Annotated in this window: 15 protein-coding genes; 7 read left to right on the top strand and 8 right to left on the bottom strand. The window is 71.4% G+C overall.

The features are described from left to right. The first annotated feature begins 7 nt into the window (after positions 1-7). From BMY89_RS23035 to BMY89_RS23010, 5 genes are all read left to right on the top strand, one after another. Complete coding sequence (locus BMY89_RS23035) at positions 8-2,215, top strand: choice-of-anchor J domain-containing protein (RefSeq protein ID WP_232521502.1); 2,208 nt, start codon at positions 8-10, stop codon at positions 2,213-2,215. Positions 2,216-2,363: 148 nt separating this feature from the next. Then, positions 2,364-2,717 (top strand): nitroreductase/quinone reductase family protein, encoded by a 354-nt coding sequence (locus BMY89_RS23030; RefSeq protein WP_092382140.1) that lies wholly within the window; start codon positions 2,364-2,366, stop codon positions 2,715-2,717. Positions 2,718-2,745: 28 nt separating this feature from the next. Beyond that, positions 2,746-3,180 carry a VOC family protein gene (locus BMY89_RS23025; RefSeq protein WP_092382139.1) on the top strand — a complete coding sequence of 145 codons (435 nt, stop codon included), beginning with the start codon at positions 2,746-2,748 and terminating at the stop codon, positions 3,178-3,180. Positions 3,181-3,247: 67 nt separating this feature from the next. Further along, entirely contained in the window at positions 3,248-4,003 is a 756-nt protein-coding gene (locus BMY89_RS23020) for a hypothetical protein (protein ID WP_139217998.1), read from the top strand. Positions 4,004-4,344: 341 nt separating this feature from the next. Continuing rightward, a complete protein-coding gene (locus BMY89_RS23010) occupies positions 4,345-5,067 on the top strand; it encodes a DivIVA domain-containing protein (RefSeq protein WP_092382137.1) in 723 nt (240 codons plus the stop codon). 22 nt (positions 5,068-5,089) lie between these two features. Here BMY89_RS23010 and BMY89_RS23005 read toward each other — a convergent pair whose 3' ends face one another. Next, positions 5,090-6,325 (bottom strand): multidrug effflux MFS transporter, encoded by a 1,236-nt coding sequence (locus BMY89_RS23005; RefSeq protein ID WP_092382136.1) that lies wholly within the window; start codon positions 6,323-6,325, stop codon positions 5,090-5,092. A gap of 82 nt (positions 6,326-6,407) precedes the next feature. On the opposite strand from BMY89_RS23005, the gene BMY89_RS23000 reads away from it, so the two are divergent. Continuing rightward, entirely contained in the window at positions 6,408-6,851 is a 444-nt protein-coding gene (locus BMY89_RS23000; RefSeq protein ID WP_092382135.1) for a winged helix-turn-helix domain-containing protein, read from the top strand. Positions 6,852-6,891: 40 nt separating this feature from the next. On the opposite strand, the gene BMY89_RS22995 is transcribed toward BMY89_RS23000, so the two are convergent. From BMY89_RS22995 to BMY89_RS22985, 3 genes are all read right to left on the bottom strand, one after another. After that, entirely contained in the window at positions 6,892-7,272 is a 381-nt protein-coding gene (locus tag BMY89_RS22995) for a YciI family protein (protein WP_092382134.1), read from the bottom strand. Positions 7,273-7,303: 31 nt separating this feature from the next. After that, positions 7,304-7,996, bottom strand: coding sequence for a DUF998 domain-containing protein (locus BMY89_RS22990; protein WP_092382256.1), 693 nt, complete (start codon positions 7,994-7,996; stop codon positions 7,304-7,306). Between the two features lie 137 nt (positions 7,997-8,133). Continuing rightward, entirely contained in the window at positions 8,134-9,411 is a 1,278-nt protein-coding gene (locus tag BMY89_RS22985; RefSeq protein WP_092382133.1) for an RNA polymerase sigma factor, read from the bottom strand. Positions 9,412-9,538: 127 nt separating this feature from the next. On the opposite strand from BMY89_RS22985, the gene BMY89_RS22980 reads away from it, so the two are divergent. After that, positions 9,539-9,907, top strand: a complete 369-nt coding sequence (locus BMY89_RS22980; RefSeq protein ID WP_092382132.1) for a VOC family protein — start codon at positions 9,539-9,541, stop codon at positions 9,905-9,907. Positions 9,908-9,949: 42 nt separating this feature from the next. On the opposite strand, the gene BMY89_RS22975 is transcribed toward BMY89_RS22980, so the two are convergent. The 4 genes from BMY89_RS22975 to BMY89_RS22960 all read right to left on the bottom strand — a co-directional run bounded on the left by BMY89_RS22975 (position 9,950) and on the right by BMY89_RS22960 (position 14,701). Further along, a complete protein-coding gene (locus BMY89_RS22975) occupies positions 9,950-11,059 on the bottom strand; it encodes a hypothetical protein (protein WP_092382131.1) in 1,110 nt (369 codons plus the stop codon). Between the two features lie 179 nt (positions 11,060-11,238). Next, positions 11,239-11,523: a putative quinol monooxygenase gene (locus tag BMY89_RS22970; protein ID WP_092382130.1), complete on the bottom strand. Its 285-nt coding sequence runs from the start codon at positions 11,521-11,523 to the stop codon at positions 11,239-11,241. A 124-nt stretch (positions 11,524-11,647) separates the two neighbouring features. Further along, the gene (locus tag BMY89_RS22965) at positions 11,648-12,406 is read right to left on the bottom strand and encodes a MerR family transcriptional regulator (RefSeq protein ID WP_092382129.1); all 759 of its coding nucleotides are present in this window, start codon (positions 12,404-12,406) and stop codon (positions 11,648-11,650) included. A gap of 39 nt (positions 12,407-12,445) precedes the next feature. After that, entirely contained in the window at positions 12,446-14,701 is a 2,256-nt protein-coding gene (locus BMY89_RS22960) for a putative bifunctional diguanylate cyclase/phosphodiesterase (protein ID WP_232521501.1), read from the bottom strand. Positions 14,702-14,810 lie beyond the last annotated feature (109 nt).

Below are 14,810 nucleotides of genomic sequence, written 5' to 3'. Positions count from 1 at the left end.
AGGTTTCGTGGCACGACGCCGCTTCGCGGGGATAGCAGCCAGCGCCATCGTCCTACCGTTACTAGTCATCGCCCAGCCGGCGTCGGCCAACCCGGAGGCCACCGTGGTGCGGCCCGCTCCGGTGCCGGCCTCCGGGGTCGCCAGCGATGTCCGCGAGCTGAACCGGAAAGACTTCACCTTCAACGGTGAGAGCCTTGAGGCACCCACCCAGTATCAGCCGCGTACCCAGACGCGGCGGTCGCAGGCCGCCGAGACGCCGCCGGTCGGCACCGTGCGGCAGTGGCTCGCGCTGGACGACTACCAGGGCGTGATCTACCTGAAGCCGTACACGCTGCGTGGCGTGGGCGACAACATCGAGGTGTGGGTCGCCAACGACACCGCCTTCCCGGAGGGCGACTGCCGGCGGCAGGTCGCCAACTCCACGGTCATCACCGACGCGCAGGTCGCGGACCTGGTCGACGAGTTCGACACCAACATGTACCCGAAGTCCACGGCGGCGTTCAGCACCCCGCCGGATCGGGACGGCAGCAACGCCTCCATCGACGGGGACTTCACCGGTGCCGGCAACCGGACCGTGACGCTTGTCGACAACGTCCGGGACGACAACTTCTACGACTTCCCGGCCGCGCCCACCTACATCGCCGGCTTCTTCTTCTCGCTCTTCAACGAGCTGCTCGACCGCAACGTCATGACGATCGACGCGTTCGACTGGGCGCACCGCACGGGCGTGAACCCGCCGAACGAGCCGACCGACGACCTGTGCACCAGCCGGCCGGCCCGCCCCAACCTGTACGAGGGCACGTTCATCCACGAGTGGCAGCACCTGGCGCACTACTACGCCGACCCGTTCGAGAGCATCCTGATCAACGAGGGTCTCTCCGACTTCGCCCAGACGCTCGGCGGCTACTCCGACGCCACGGCCCGGGTCGACCAGCCGGGCGCGGACAGTCACATCTACTGCTTCCAGGGCTTCGGCACCGTCCAGACGGACTACAACACCAATCCCCGGGACTGTGGCGGCCCGGAGAACTCGCTGAACCTCTGGGACGAGGGCGGCAATCCGAACGCCGTACTCGCCGACTACGGCAACGCGTACTCGTTGATGTTGTTCCTCTACGACCGCTACGGCCTGGACTTCATCTCGAAGCTGCACCGCGACGGCGACCTGCAGGGGCTGGCCAGCATCGAGGCCGCGCTGAAGGACGAGGGCGTCAAGGACCTGTACGACGTGATCCACGACTACCAGACGATGAACCTGGTCGACCGGATCGTCGGCAACTCGAAGCTCGGCGTCACGCTCGGCGTCGACAAGCGCAAGGTCACCTCGGCCAGCCTCAACGCCACGGTCAACCTGGCCAACCCGGCCTCGCACGCGACACCGGGCGCGGCACCCAACGGCGCCGACTACGTCCAGTTGCGCAAGGCCAACGGCAAGCCGCTGAGCCGGGGCGAGCTGCGTTCGATCAGGTTCAGCGGCGCGAAGTCGCTGCCGGCGGTGCCGCTGGCCTGGACCACGGTGACCGACGACCCGGACCGTCCGGGCAACTCGGTGCTCTGGTCCGGCAACGGCAACAGCCTCGACGCCGCCGCCGTCACGCCGGTGACCGTGCCGGCCGGCGACCCGACGCTGACCTTCCTCGCGAAGTACGGCGCCGAGGCCGGCTACGACTACGGCTACGTCAGCATCTCCACCGACGGCGGCAAGAGCTACACCGTCATCGAGGGCGACCAGACCATCGACGGTCCGCTCGGCCCGGCGCTCAACGGCACCACCACCGGTTTCGAGCCGCACTCGTTCGACCTGTCGGCGTACGCCGGGCAGGACGTGCTGGTCAGCATCCGGTACGTCAGCGACGGTGGCGTCAACGAGGGTGGCCTGCTGATCGACGACATCGCCGTCGGCGGCACGCTGGTCAGCGACGGGTCGAACCTCGACGCGTTCGACTCGCCGTCGGAGATCGCGCCGACTGCGGTGGCGAACTGGAACGTCCGGTTCGTCGGCATCGACGAGAAGCTCAAGCTGGCCCTGCAGTTCGAGGTCGACGGCAAGTCTGGCTTCACCCTCGGGCTGATCCAGACGGCGCTGCTGACCGCCTTCCCCACGGTGGTCGCCATCGTCGCCTACGACGAGCCGACCGAGCAGGTCGCGCAGTACGCGCCGTACCAGTTGACGGTGAACAACGTCGTGCAGCCCGGCGGCGCGCCGCTGAGCTGACCTGAACAGAAACTCCCGGTGCCGCGGGCGCGGCACCGGGAGTTTCTCTGTTTTGCCGGCGAAGCTGCCGGATCCGGCGACGCGGACCGGCGTCGGTCCCTAGCCTGGCGAGCAGAGGCATCGTCGGGGGCAAGCTGCGGGGGACACCATGACCAACGCGATCGGTGACGAACTTGATGGCGTACACGAGGTCGAACTGACCGTGACCGGTCGCCGGACCGGGCGGCAGATCACCCATCCGGTGTGGTTCGTCCAGGAGGACGACAACGTCTTCCTGGTGCCGGTGACCGGCTCGGACAGCCAGTGGTACAAGAACGTCCGGCAGACTCCGATGGTCCAGTTGGCCGTGAACGGCACCGCGTTGAGTTCGAGCGCCACCCCGATCACCGAGGCCGACCGGGTCGACCACGTCGTGGCGATGTTCCGCGACAAGTACGGCGCCAACCAGATCTCCACGCTCTACTCGAAGCACGACGTCGCCGTCCAGGTTCCCCTCGGGTAGCCCCGCCATGCCGGGGTAGGTTGCCGTGATGGAGCAGCGTCTCAGCCTGATCACGCTCGGCGTCCGCGACGTGGCCCGCTCCCGCGAGTTCTACCGGCAGCTCGGCTGGCAGGGCCAGGAGGTCGAGCGAACCGTGTTCTTCCAGGCCGGCGGGCTCGCCGTCGTGCTGTGGGCGCGGCAGTCGCTGGCCGAGGACGCCGGTGTAGACGACCGGGGTGCGGGCGGGTTCGCCGGGTTCACGCTGGCACACAACGTGCGCGAGCGCGGCGAGGTGGATCAGCTGATGGCCGCCGCCGCCCGGGCCGGGGCCGCGGTCACCCGACCGGCCCGCGACACCTCCTACGGCGGGTACGCCGGCTACTTCGCCGACCCGGACGGTCACCTCTGGGAGATCGCCTGGAATCCGGGTTTCCCGATCGCGGCGGACGGCACGATCACCATCCCCGACTTCGACACGGCCTGATTCGACGTGGCTTCGTGTTGAGCCGCCGTGCCATGCTCTGCGCAACGGCTCTTGGATCGGGGTGTCGATGGAGCTGCGTAGACGCCGCGGCGCGTTGGTGCTCGGACTGGTCTTCTTCGCGACCGGCGCGTTCGTTCTGGGCTGCTTCGAGTACCTCACCGTGCTGGGGTGGATCGTCGGCCTCCTCGCCCTGCTGGTGGGCGGCGGGGTCGTCCTCGCCGAACGCCGTCCGTTCAGGTTCCACATCGGGCCCAACGGGATGGTCCTACGGGTCGCCAGCCTCAACCGGGCGGTGCCGTGGACCGAGGTCGACGCGATCGTCCTCGACCAACAGGTGCCGACGATCGGCGAGAAGCAGCCCATCTCCTCGTCGCTGCTGCTGGTGCCGCCCACGAATTCGTTCGTCGAGGGCCCGCTCGACGGCCGGAGCCCGGTCGACGGCCGGCCTGCGCTGATCCTGCTCGATCTTGCCGATGTCCGGCAGTCCGTGGACGAGGTGGCGGCGGCCCTGGCCCGCTTCGCCGGCAGCCGCTTCACGGATGTCCGCCACCTGCGCCGCGCACGTTTCGACTCCCCGGATTTCAACATCAGGCCGGGAGGATACGAGCCTGCCCAGGTGGACGACCTGATCCGGCAGGGCCGAGACGGGCTGCTCATCGATCAGCTGCTGCCACGCTGGGCAGCCAAGGCGACCTTCGAGCGGGCCCGGGCGGAGCTGCCCGCCAGCGAGCTGGGCTACGACCGCACCGAGGTCGACTCGTTGCTGGACGAGCTGTCGGTCCTGATCGCACGGTCGCCGAGCCGGGGCACCCAGGCCGGCTGAGCATCAAAGATCACTGGTGACGGGTGCGGGCGAGGGTCAGCAGCATCAGCAGGGAGACGTTGGGCGTTTCTCCTCCGGTGGGCAGTGCCGCAGGTGGTGTCGACGCGACTCAGGCAGCGTCGGCGTCGGGGGTGAACCTGACGTCGAGCTTCTTGTGCAGAGCCCGCGCGAGACGCTCCGGGACCGGCAAGGTCGGCATCGTGCCACCTGCTTCGAACCGAGCCATGGCGGACGAGGCGGCAGTCAACCGCCACACCCAGGTTCGCGTTGATCATGGGTCGGTGCCGGTTGCGTCGGCGTGCCATGCTCTGCACGGCCGCTTACAAGATCGAGGTGTCGCTGTGGAACTGCGCAGGAATCGACGTTCGCTGGCGCTCGGCGTCCTGCTGCTCGCGTTCGGCGGGTCCCTGCTGCCCGGCGTGGACTCCGCCGGGATCGGAACTTGGATCTTCGTCGGAGCCGCGCTACTGACGGGTGGCTGGATCACCGCCCGGTCGCTGCGGCCGTTCAGGTTCCGCATCGCGGCCGAGGGGCTGGATCTGAAGGTCGCCGGGCTCAACCGGCTGGTGTCGTGGGCCGAGATCGACGCGATCGTGCTGGGCCAGGCCGCGGATGCCGGCACACCATCCCCGTCGTTGCTGCTGGTCCCGGCCGGGTCGACCATCGACCGTCCGCTCGCCGGCCGCAGCCCGGTCGACGGCCGGGCCGCGCTGGTCCTGCTCGACCTCGCCGACGTGCGGCAGTCGGCGGACGAGGTGGCAGCCGAGTTGACCCGGGTCAGCGGCGGTCGCTTCACCGACGCCCGGCAACGCCGACCGGAAGGTCTCGACGAGCCGGTCTTCGACTCGGCGCTGCGCGGCTATGACAAACGGATGGTGGACAGCCTGGTCCTGCGGGGTCTGGCGGCGCGAACCGCCGGTTCGACGGCGCAGCGTCAGGCGATCAGGGCGGAGTTGGACCGGACCGGCACGACGCTGACCGTCGCGCTGCGCGGCTACCACATGGGGCAGGTCGACGACTACCTGGAACGGCTCTCGGCCGCCCTCGCCGACAAGCCGGCATAGCCGACAAGCCGCAGTAGCCGCCCTACTGCACGCGGGTGGGGCGGGCGAGGGTCAGCAGCATCAGGAGGGAGGCGGCGGCTGCGCCGCTGAGTACCACGGCCATCGGAATCGCGCTGCCCTCACCGCCGAGCCCGACCAGTGGTGCGGCGCTGGCCGCGACCACGGCCTGGACGCCGCCAAGCAGCGCCGCAGCGGTGCCGGCGCGGGAGGCGTGCCGGTCCAGGGCGAGCGCGGTCCCGTTGGGCATCACCAGGCCGAGCGAGCCGAGGAAGACGAAGAGCGCGACGATGACCAGAGGCAGGGTGTCCAGCAGTGCCCCGGCGAGCACACCGAGGGCGGCGAGCAGTCCGAGGCCGAGGCCGCTGACCAGCAGCGGTCGGGGATCGTAGCGGTCGAGTAGTCGGGCGTTGAGCTGGCCGACGGCGACGAAGGAGAGCGCGTTGAGACCGAAGAGGACGCTGAACGTGCCGGCGGAGAGGCCGAAGACGTCCTGGAGGACGAACGAGGAACCGGAGAGGTAGGCGAAGAGTCCGGCGAAGGCGAGGCCCTGGGTCAGCGCGTACCCGAGGTAGACGCGGTCGGCGAGCAGGGCGCGGCCGGCGGCGGCGGTCGCGGCCAGGCCGCCGGTGCTGCGTCGCGCGGCGGGCAGGGTCTCCGGCAGCCGCCACGCGACGGCGGTGGCGAGCAGGGCACCGACCAGGGCGAGGGCGACGAAGATGGTGCGCCAGTCGCCGACGTTGAGCACCAGGCTGCCGAGGGCGGGGGCGACCATCGGTGCGATGCCGAAGATCAGGACCAGCCGGGAGAAGTACTTCGCGGCGGCCCGGCCGGAGTAGAGGTCGCGGACGACGGCGCGGGCCACGACCGTGCCCATGCCGCCGGCGAAGCCCTGGGCGAAGCGGGCCACGGCGAGGGTCTCCGCCGACGGAGCGAGGGCGCAGACCAGTGACAACAGGGTGTACGCGCCGACGCCGACCAGCACCGGCAGGCGACGCCCCCAGCGGTCGCTGAGTGGACCGGTGACGAGTTGGCCCAGGGCCATGCCGATCAGGCAGGTGGTCAGCGAGAGCTGGATCTGTGCCTGGCTGGCGGCCAGGTCGCGGGTCATCCCGGGGAACGCCGGCAGGTAGGTGTCCAGCGACAGGGGCCCGATCGCGGTGAGGCAGCCGAGCAGCACCAGCAGCGCGACGGCGGCCCGGCCGGTGGGTGCGGCGAACCGCTCCGGCGGGCGTACGGACGGCGCGGCGGTCTGCGGCATCGGCGGTCCCCTCGGTTGGTTGGTGGCGCCCGGCTACGATAGCTCTGCCTACAGAGATATCGCAGCTGGAAAGGGTTCCACTGTGACCGAGGAGACGCTCAGCCAGCTCGGTGCCGCCCTCGGCGACCTGCACCGGGTGCTGCGCCGCCGGGCCAGTCAGCGGACCGGCCGCGCGTTGATGCCGGACGCGCAGGTGGAGGTGCTACGGCTGGTGCAGCGCCAGCCCGGGATCAGCGTCCGGGAGGCCGCCGAGCGGCTCGGCACGGCCGCCAACACGGTGAGCACCCTGGTCGGCGAGCTGACCGCCGCCGGTCTGCTGCGCCGGGACCGGGATCCGGAGGACCGGCGTACCGTCCGGTTGGGGCTGACCGAACAGGCGTGGGAGCAGATCGCCGCGTACGGGCAGCACCGCCGCGATGTCCTCGCCGCCGCGCTGGCCGGCCTCGACGCGGCGGACCGGGAGCAATTGCTCGCCGCCGTACCGGCGCTGACCCGCCTGGCCGACCGAGCCGCCGAGCTGCGCTGACCGGAGGCCCCGCCCCCGGTCAGCGCAGCAGCCGAGCCGGTCAGGGCTGCGACGCGAGGTCCTCCCACTCGGTGACCCGACGGACGTCGACCTCCGTGTCGGTACCGGCCTCGGCGAAGAGTTCGGCGAACCGCCGACCCCACTCCATCGCCTCCGCCTTGTCCCGGACCTGCATCAGCGCGAACCCGGCGATCAGCTCCTTGGTCTCGGTGAACGGCCCGTCTGTGACGGTCGACTTGCCGCCCGTGACGGTGATCCGGCCGGCGTCCACGCTGCTGGGCCGCAGCCCCTCACCGGCGAGCAGCACGCCCGCCTGGGCGGCCTCCTCCATGAAGACCCCCATCCGGGCGATGAAATCGGGGCTCGGGTTCCACAGCTCGGGCTTGTTCTCGTCCAGCTTGTGCATGAGCATGAAGCGCATCGATCCTGCCTTCCAGTTTGTTGTACCTACGTCAGTGGGACGAAACAGCCAGCAGCCGGGCGGAGACCACCGAGAGCCAGCCGAAGAGCAGAGCGCAGCCGAGCGCCATCCGGATGCTGAGGCTGCCCTGATCCGGCCAGGCCATGACGACGGCCACCACGATCGCGCAGGCCAGCGAGAGCGTGGCGGCCACGCGCTGGCGGTCGCGGGCGTACCGGCGGGCGAAGACCAGGCAGGCGGCGGTCAGCGACAGGAACGCGAGCATGGCGCCGACCCCGTGGCCGATTGCATGCCAGCTCAGCGTCTCCGCTGGCCCTTCCGGCGCGCCGGCCGGCCAGCCCATGCTCGGGTCGGAGACCAGCACCCCGCCGATGATGGTCCCGACACCGAAGGCGGCCACCAGCCGCGGCCCCCAGGTGCCGGCGGGCTGGCCGCGCAGCACGCGACGCATCCCGGCCGCGCCGGCCAGGGCCAGCAGCCCGCTCACCACGAAGGTGGCGATCTGGATCCACCCGTGCTCGCCGAGGGCGAGCAGGCTCAGCGGCTGCCGGGTCAGGTCGAACCCGTCGCGGCTGAGCACCTGCGCCGTGGCCGACACCGCGAACACCGGGCCGGCGGCGATCCCGCCGGCCAGCAACACCCGCGTCGTACGCCGGGTGCCGCCGCCCGCCACCGTGGGCCTCCCGCTCGTCGCCGTGGGCCTCCCGCTCGTCGCCGTTGCCATCCGTGCCTCCTCGTCCCGCCGGCCGACCGCCGGTGTGCCGTGCCGGTTCGCCCCGGCCTCCACTGACGCGTCGAGCGGCCCGGCCGGGATTCGACATGGCGGACGGATCTTTTTCCGGGACTCTCTTCAGCGCCTCTTCAGCGCCGCGGCGGTACCCCTCGGGCGCTGTCGGCGGCCCGGTCGCGCAGCAGCGCCTGTTCCCGGGCGTTGCCGGTCAACTCGGCCGCCCGGCTGAACTCGGCGGCAGCCTCGTCGTAACGGCCCAGCCTGGCCAGCAGGTCCCCGATCACGGCGGGCAGCAGGTGGTAGCGGGCCAGCGCCGGCTCGTCGACCAGTGCGCGCGCCACCAGAAGAGCGGCGGCCGGACCGTCGGCGAAGGAGACCGCCACCGCCCGGTTCAGCTCCACCACCGGCGACGGCGCGATCCGGGCCAGCTCCGCGTAGCCGGCCGCGATCCGCGCCCAGTCCGTCTCCTGCGGGGTACCCGCTCGCGCGTGGCACGCCGCGATCTCCGCCTGGAGGGTGTACGGGCCGGGCGGGCCCCCGGTGGCTCGGGCGCGGTCCAACGCCGCCAGGCCCCGGCGGATGAACAGCCGGTCCCAGCGCCGCCGGTCCTGCTCCATCAGCAGCACCGGTTCGCCGTCGGCGTCGGTGCGTGCTCCGGTCCGCGACGCCTGGATCTCCAGCAGCGCGGCCAGCCCGTGCACCTCGGGTTCGTCCGGCATCAGCCGTTGCAGCACCCGGGCCAGGCGTAACGCGTCCTCGCAGAGCGCCGGACGCATCCAGTCGTCGCCGGCGGTCGCCGCGTACCCCTCGTTGAAGATGAGGTAGATGACCTCCAGCACGCTGGCCAGCCGCTCGCCCCGCTCGGCCACGCCGGGCACCTCGAACGGCACCTTCGCCTCGGCGAGGGTCTTCTTGGCCCGGGTGATCCGCTGCGCCATGGTGGCCTCCGGCACCAGGAACGCCTTGGCGATCTCCTCGGTCTTCAGGCCGCCGAGCATCCGCAGGGTGAGCGCCGCCCGGGACTGCGGGGTGAGCACCGGATGGCAGGCGGTGAAGATCAGCGGGAGCAGGTCGTCGTCGATCCGCTCCTCGAAGGCCGCGTCGAAGTCCGGGGTGAAGGTCTCCTCGGCGAGGTCACGGCCGAGTTCGGCGACCTTGCGGTCCTGCACCTGCCGGCGCCGGAGCCCGTCGATCGCGCGCCGTTTGCCCACCGTGGTCAGCCACGCCCCGGGGTTGGCCGGTACGCCGTCGTGGGGCCATCGCTCCAGCGCGGTGACCAGCGCCTCCTGGGCAAGTTCCTCGGCCCAGCCCACGTCGCGTACCAGCCCCGCCAGGGCCGCGATCACCCGCCCGGACTCGATCCGCCACACCGCCTCGATCGCGCGGTTGACCTCCGGATGCACAGTCATGGGCGCATCAGACCAGGCGGTTCGACCCGGGGCAACCGAAGCACGCGGTGGCGTACCGCAGGTCCTGTCGTACCCGGGTCCTAGCCTCTGCTTCGTCCGAATCTTCCCGTCCCGCCGGAGGCAGCAGATGCTCGACCATCTCGGCATCCAGGTCCGTGACCTCGACGCCAGCATCACGTTCTACGACGCGGTCCTCGCCGCGCTCGGCGCCCGGCGGATGCTGCAGTACCCGGAGGCCGTCGGCTACGGCAGTGACAAACCGGACTTCTGGCTCAGCCCGGCCCCCGCCGAAGGTGCCGGGCAGGAGAGCCACATCGCCTTCACCGCACCCGACCGGACCGCAGTCCGGGCCTTCCACGACGCGGCGGTGGCCGCCGGCGCGCAGGTGCTGCACGAGCCCCGCGTCTGGCCGGAATACCACGCCGACTACTTCGGCGCGTTCGTCCGCGACCCGGACGGCAACAACGTCGAGGCGGTCTGTCACACACCCGGCTAGGGGTCCTCGGTCGAGGGCTTCGCCACCGGGCCTGGGTGCGGGTCAGGCCGAGACCGTGCGGCGCACGCCGCCGTGCGCCCCGCAGGCCCGAGAGCTGCCGCCGGCCAGGCTGACCTTCCCGTCCTCGCACTGCACCAGGTAGCCGCGGCCCTCCCAGAATCCGGGCACGCAGTCGAAATGGTCGCACACCGCACGCGCGGGTTCGCGGATCCGCTCCCCGCCACAGAAGTCGTACCCCATCGGGTTGGTGGGGGCGCCGCAGCGTCGCTCCGGTGCCGGGCTGGTGCGGCGTGGCTTCGGTGAGTCGGTCGCGCGGGGCGACTTCGACGCGTTGCCGGCGGCCGGTGCCGGGGTGGCAGCGACCGCGGTCTCCGAGCGGGTCGGATCCGACGGCCCGGAGTTCGCCAGGGCCACCGGCACCATCACGGCGAGGGCGGCGGCGACCACCGCAGTGCGTCGGCCGCCGGGGATCAGCGCCAACAGCCGGGCCTGCCCGGGGGTGGCGATGCCAGGGCGGGACGGGCGCAGCCGGGCGTGCTCGGCGATCAGCTCGTCGAGCTGGTCGATGACCGCCTGCCGCTGCTCGATGGCGTCGGCGAAGGCCAGGGTGAGCACGAAGCGGAACTCGGCCGCCGCATCGGGGCGCAGCAGCACCCCGGAGACGGCCCGCCGGTCCAGCACCTGGAGCAGGGTGACCGACGCGTGCGGGTCGTGCGCCAGACCGGTCATCCGCCCGTACGCCCAGTCGCGCCGGCCACGCCCGCCGAGCAGGACCAACCGCCGGTTGGTGATCACTGCCATGCCGGCGTCGATGACCCGCACCCCCTCGGGGATGCGCTGACGGAGCCGGCCGGTCTGCGCGGCAACGGTCAGATCCGGGGCGGGCAGCACGGCGGTGTGTCGCATCTCGACCAGTTGCCCGCCCGGCACCACCCGGAGCACGACCTCGTCGGCGGCCAGCTCCAACGGGAGGCCGTCGCCCGCTCCGGCCGAACCGTGACACTGTTCGGCGAGCGTACGCAGTCGGCGCAGCTCCTCGTCGCGTCGCCGCCACGTTCCCTCGGCGCTGCGGAACAACCGCAGTCGGCGCTCGTTCTGCCGGCGCGCCCACCGGTACCGCCATGTCGAACCCGTCGAATCAGTCCTCGCCACGCCGACTCCTTCGCCGCGCATGCCACCAACCGCAGGCCACCAGATGGGGTGTCACAGTGTTAACGGCTGCGAGCACCACCATGGACACGGCCAATACGGGGCTAATTACCCGATCGGTGGACTAAAAGGGGCGATAAGGCGGTTTCGGTGCGCCGACCACCGGCGCACCTACCCGAAAATCAGGGTGACTCGACCGCACCGATCAGGAACTTGTGGACCTCGGCGCCGACGAGCGCCACCTGCTGCTCCGGCTCCGGGCCGGAGCCACGGAACTCCATCAGGTGCTCGTCGGACTCCCACCGCTCGTAGACGTTGATCCGCGCCGGCTCGATCAGGTCCGCGCTGATGGAGAAGTCGAGGCAGCCGGGCGCTTGCCGGGCCTGCCGGACGATCTCGGCACAGGTGGCCAGGTAGTCGTCCCGCTCCGCCGGGTCGACGTAGAGCGTGCCGGCGACGATCAACACTGCGTACCTCCGAAGATCAGGGGATCTGACACGCCAGTCATACTCCCCCGGTCCGACGATCCGCGCTCGCCGATCGACCCCGATCGAGGTGGCCCCGCCGGTCGCCGGGCCACCCCGATCGACGTCAGGCGCGGGTGATGGCGTTGGCGTGGATCGCCTCGGCCAGGTACTCGGCCAGCCCCGGCGCCATCGCCTCGTAGTGTGCGGTGAACCGCTCGTCGGCCAGGTACATGTCGGCCAACCCGGTGTGGATCTCGTACGAGCACTCGTAGAACCAGCGGCTGATCTGCTGCCGGTGCTCCTCGGCCAACTCCCTCGCCGCCGGCCCGTCCGCGGGCGCGCCCGAGGCCAGCAGCGCGATCATCCGCCGCCCCCAGTCCTCGTTCTCGCCCTTGATCCGCAGCCAGTCCTGCTTGGTGTAGCTCGACGCCCGCCGGTTCGACTCCCGGTACGCGTCAGTGCCGCCCCATCGCTGCTCCGCCTCCTCGGCGTGTGCCTCCGGCTCGAAGTCGCCGAACACCTCGAAGCGTTCCTGCGGGGTCAGTTTGATGTCCAACTTGCTCGCCTCCATCGCGAACTCGATCGCCGCGACCATCTCCTGCAGGCGCTTGATCCGCACCGTCAGCAGCTCGTGCTGCCGGCGCAGGTGGGCGCCGGGGTCGCTCGCCGGGTCGTCGAGGATCACGGCGATCTCTTCCAGCGGGAACCCCAGCTCGCGGTAGTACCGGACCAGCTGCAACCGCTCCAGGTCCGCCTCGGAGTAGCGGCGGTATCCCGCACCGCTGCGCCCGCTCGGCGTCAGCAACCCGATCTCGTCGTAGTGGTGCAGCGTCCGGACCGTCACACCGGCGAGCCTGGCCACCTGACCCACGGTGTAAGCCATGGTTCCCTCCCTTCCTGGGAACCACGCTCCCGCCTGCCGTTACGTGAGGGTCAAGCCCGATTCTGCGACGTCGGTCACCCCCGACGGGCCGGACTTCGCCAGGACGCTACGCAGCTCGGCGAGCGCGGCCGGGCGACCGTACCGGTAGCCCTGCCCCTGCACGCAGCCGATCGCGGCCACCGCGTCGTGCTGCCGTTCGGTCTCCACCCCCTCGGCCACCACGCCCAGGTTGAACGCGCCGGCCAGCCGGGTCACCATCTCCACCGTCGCGTACGCCCGGGTGTCCTCGGGGATCCGGGCCACGAACGACCGGTCGATCTTCAGCTCGGTCGCCGGAATCCGGTGCAGGTAGCTCAATGACGAGTACCCGGTGCCGAAGTCGTCGATGGCGATCCGGATGCCCAGTTCGCGCAGCTGACTCAGCCGATCCAGCACCGCGTCGCTGCCCTCGATCAGGGCCGACTCGGTCAGCTCCAGGGTCAGCGCCCGTGGTGCCAGCCCAGCCCCCGCGGTGGCCTCGGTGACGGTGGCGATCAGGTCGGGCCGGCGCAGGTGCGCCGCGGCGATGTTCACCGCCACCGTCGCCGACGGGCCCCGCTCCTGCCAGGTGGCCGCCGCCCGGCACGCCTCGTGGATCACCCACCGGTCGATCGGCAGGATCAGCCCGGTCTCCTCGGCCAGCGGCAGGAACCGCGCCGGGGAGAGCACGCCCAGCCGGGGATGCCGCCACCGCACCAGCGCCTCCGCGCTGCGTACCACCCCGGTGGCCAGATCCACGATCGGCTGGAACTCCAGGTGCAACTGCTCCTCGTCGACCGCCCGCCGCAGGTCGGCGATCAGCTCCGCCCGGCTCACCGCCGACTCCCGCAGCGCCTGCGTGCTCCGTCGGTACGCGGACTTCCCGGCCGCCTTCGCCGCGTACATGGCGATGTCCGCATCGCGCAGCAGATCCGTGTGCGAGATGTGCTGCGGCCCGTACTCGGCGATGCCGATGCTGGCCGACGGGTGCACCCCGACCAACTCCTCGCCGGGCGACGGTTGCAGCGCCGCCAGCAGCCGCTCGGCCAGTCGCTCCGGCGTCGCCGGCCGCCCGCCGGTGACCAGCACGGCGAACTCGTCGCCGCCGATCCGGGCGATCATCCCGTCGTCGCCGACCGCCCGGCGCATCCGCCGTGACAGACCGGACAGCAGCGTGTCGCCGGTGGTGTGCCCGAACCGGTCGTTGACCTGCTTGAACCCGTCCAGGTCCAGCAGCAGCACCGCGACCCGGTTCGCCCCTCGCAGGGCGCCGCGCAGGCGGCGGATGAACGCCAACCGGTTCGGCAGCCCGGTGAGCTGGTCGACATAGGCGAGCTGCCGCAGCCGGGCCACCAGCCGCAGATTCTCGTTCGCCGCCAGCCCCTGCCGCAGCGCCAGCGTCGCCAGCAGCGCCATCATCGCCAGGAAGATCGGCAGCGGGGTGTGCCCGCTGGCGTCGCGGGCCAGCATGGTCGCCACGATCGCCCCGGCCACCGGCAGGTATGGCAGCACCACCCGCCACCACGGCGGCAGTGGGACGTCGCTGGCCTCCTCGGCACCATCGTCGTACTGCGGCGGCGACATCCGGGTCGCCACCACGATCAGCAGGTAGCTCAGCGGCCAGAGCACGTCGACCGGGGTGCCGAGCTGGTAGGTGCCGGCGGCCACCAGCGAGACGTACACCGCGTCGGCTATCGCGCGTACCGTCAGGCTCACCCCGAGCAGCGCCATCGGCCGCCCCGCCGGCCGGCCCGGGCCGACCACCGCGACCAGGATGGTGAGTTGCATCAGGTCGAACATCGGGTAGAGCAGGCCAGCGGTGCGCAGCGGCTCGTCGAGGTCCGCCATCGTCACGTTGCGGAAGATCAGCAGCCAGCCGATCGGGATCAGCGCCAGCCCGACGATCACTCCGTCGAGCAGGGTCCGCAACCGGCCGACCGTGGTACGCGGCGCGGTGACCCAGCAGAGCAGGGCGCCGGTGCCGGTCAGCAGACTGGCCGCGAAGATCAGCCCGATCGGCAACGTGTGCGGCAGGCTCTCACCGAGCAGCCGCTGCGACGTCCACAGTGCCCGCCCGGCCAACGACAACGCCATGGTGGCCGCCAACAGCAGCCAGAACCGCCGCAACGGCACCGGATGCCGACGGGCGGCCCCGACGCAGGCCACCCCTGCCCAGCCGGCCACGGTGATCGCACCCAGGTCGCTGACCAGGGCGCCGGCGGGCAGACCCAGCACCAGCCACAGTGCCTCGAATGCGACGACGGCACCGGCACCCACCAACCCCACGCGACCGGCCCGGTCCTTCCGGGGCAACCGCGCGGCAGCCTGTCCGATGTCCCTTCGCGACACAGCGATCGCTCCGGCTCTCTCTCGTGCGTACACCCTC

The organism is Micromonospora phaseoli, assembly GCF_900109115.1.
GTDB lineage: Bacteria > Actinomycetota > Actinomycetes > Mycobacteriales > Micromonosporaceae > Micromonospora > Micromonospora phaseoli.
The sequence above is the reverse complement of the archived record's forward strand: the minus strand, read 5'-3'. Positions and strand labels throughout refer to the sequence as shown.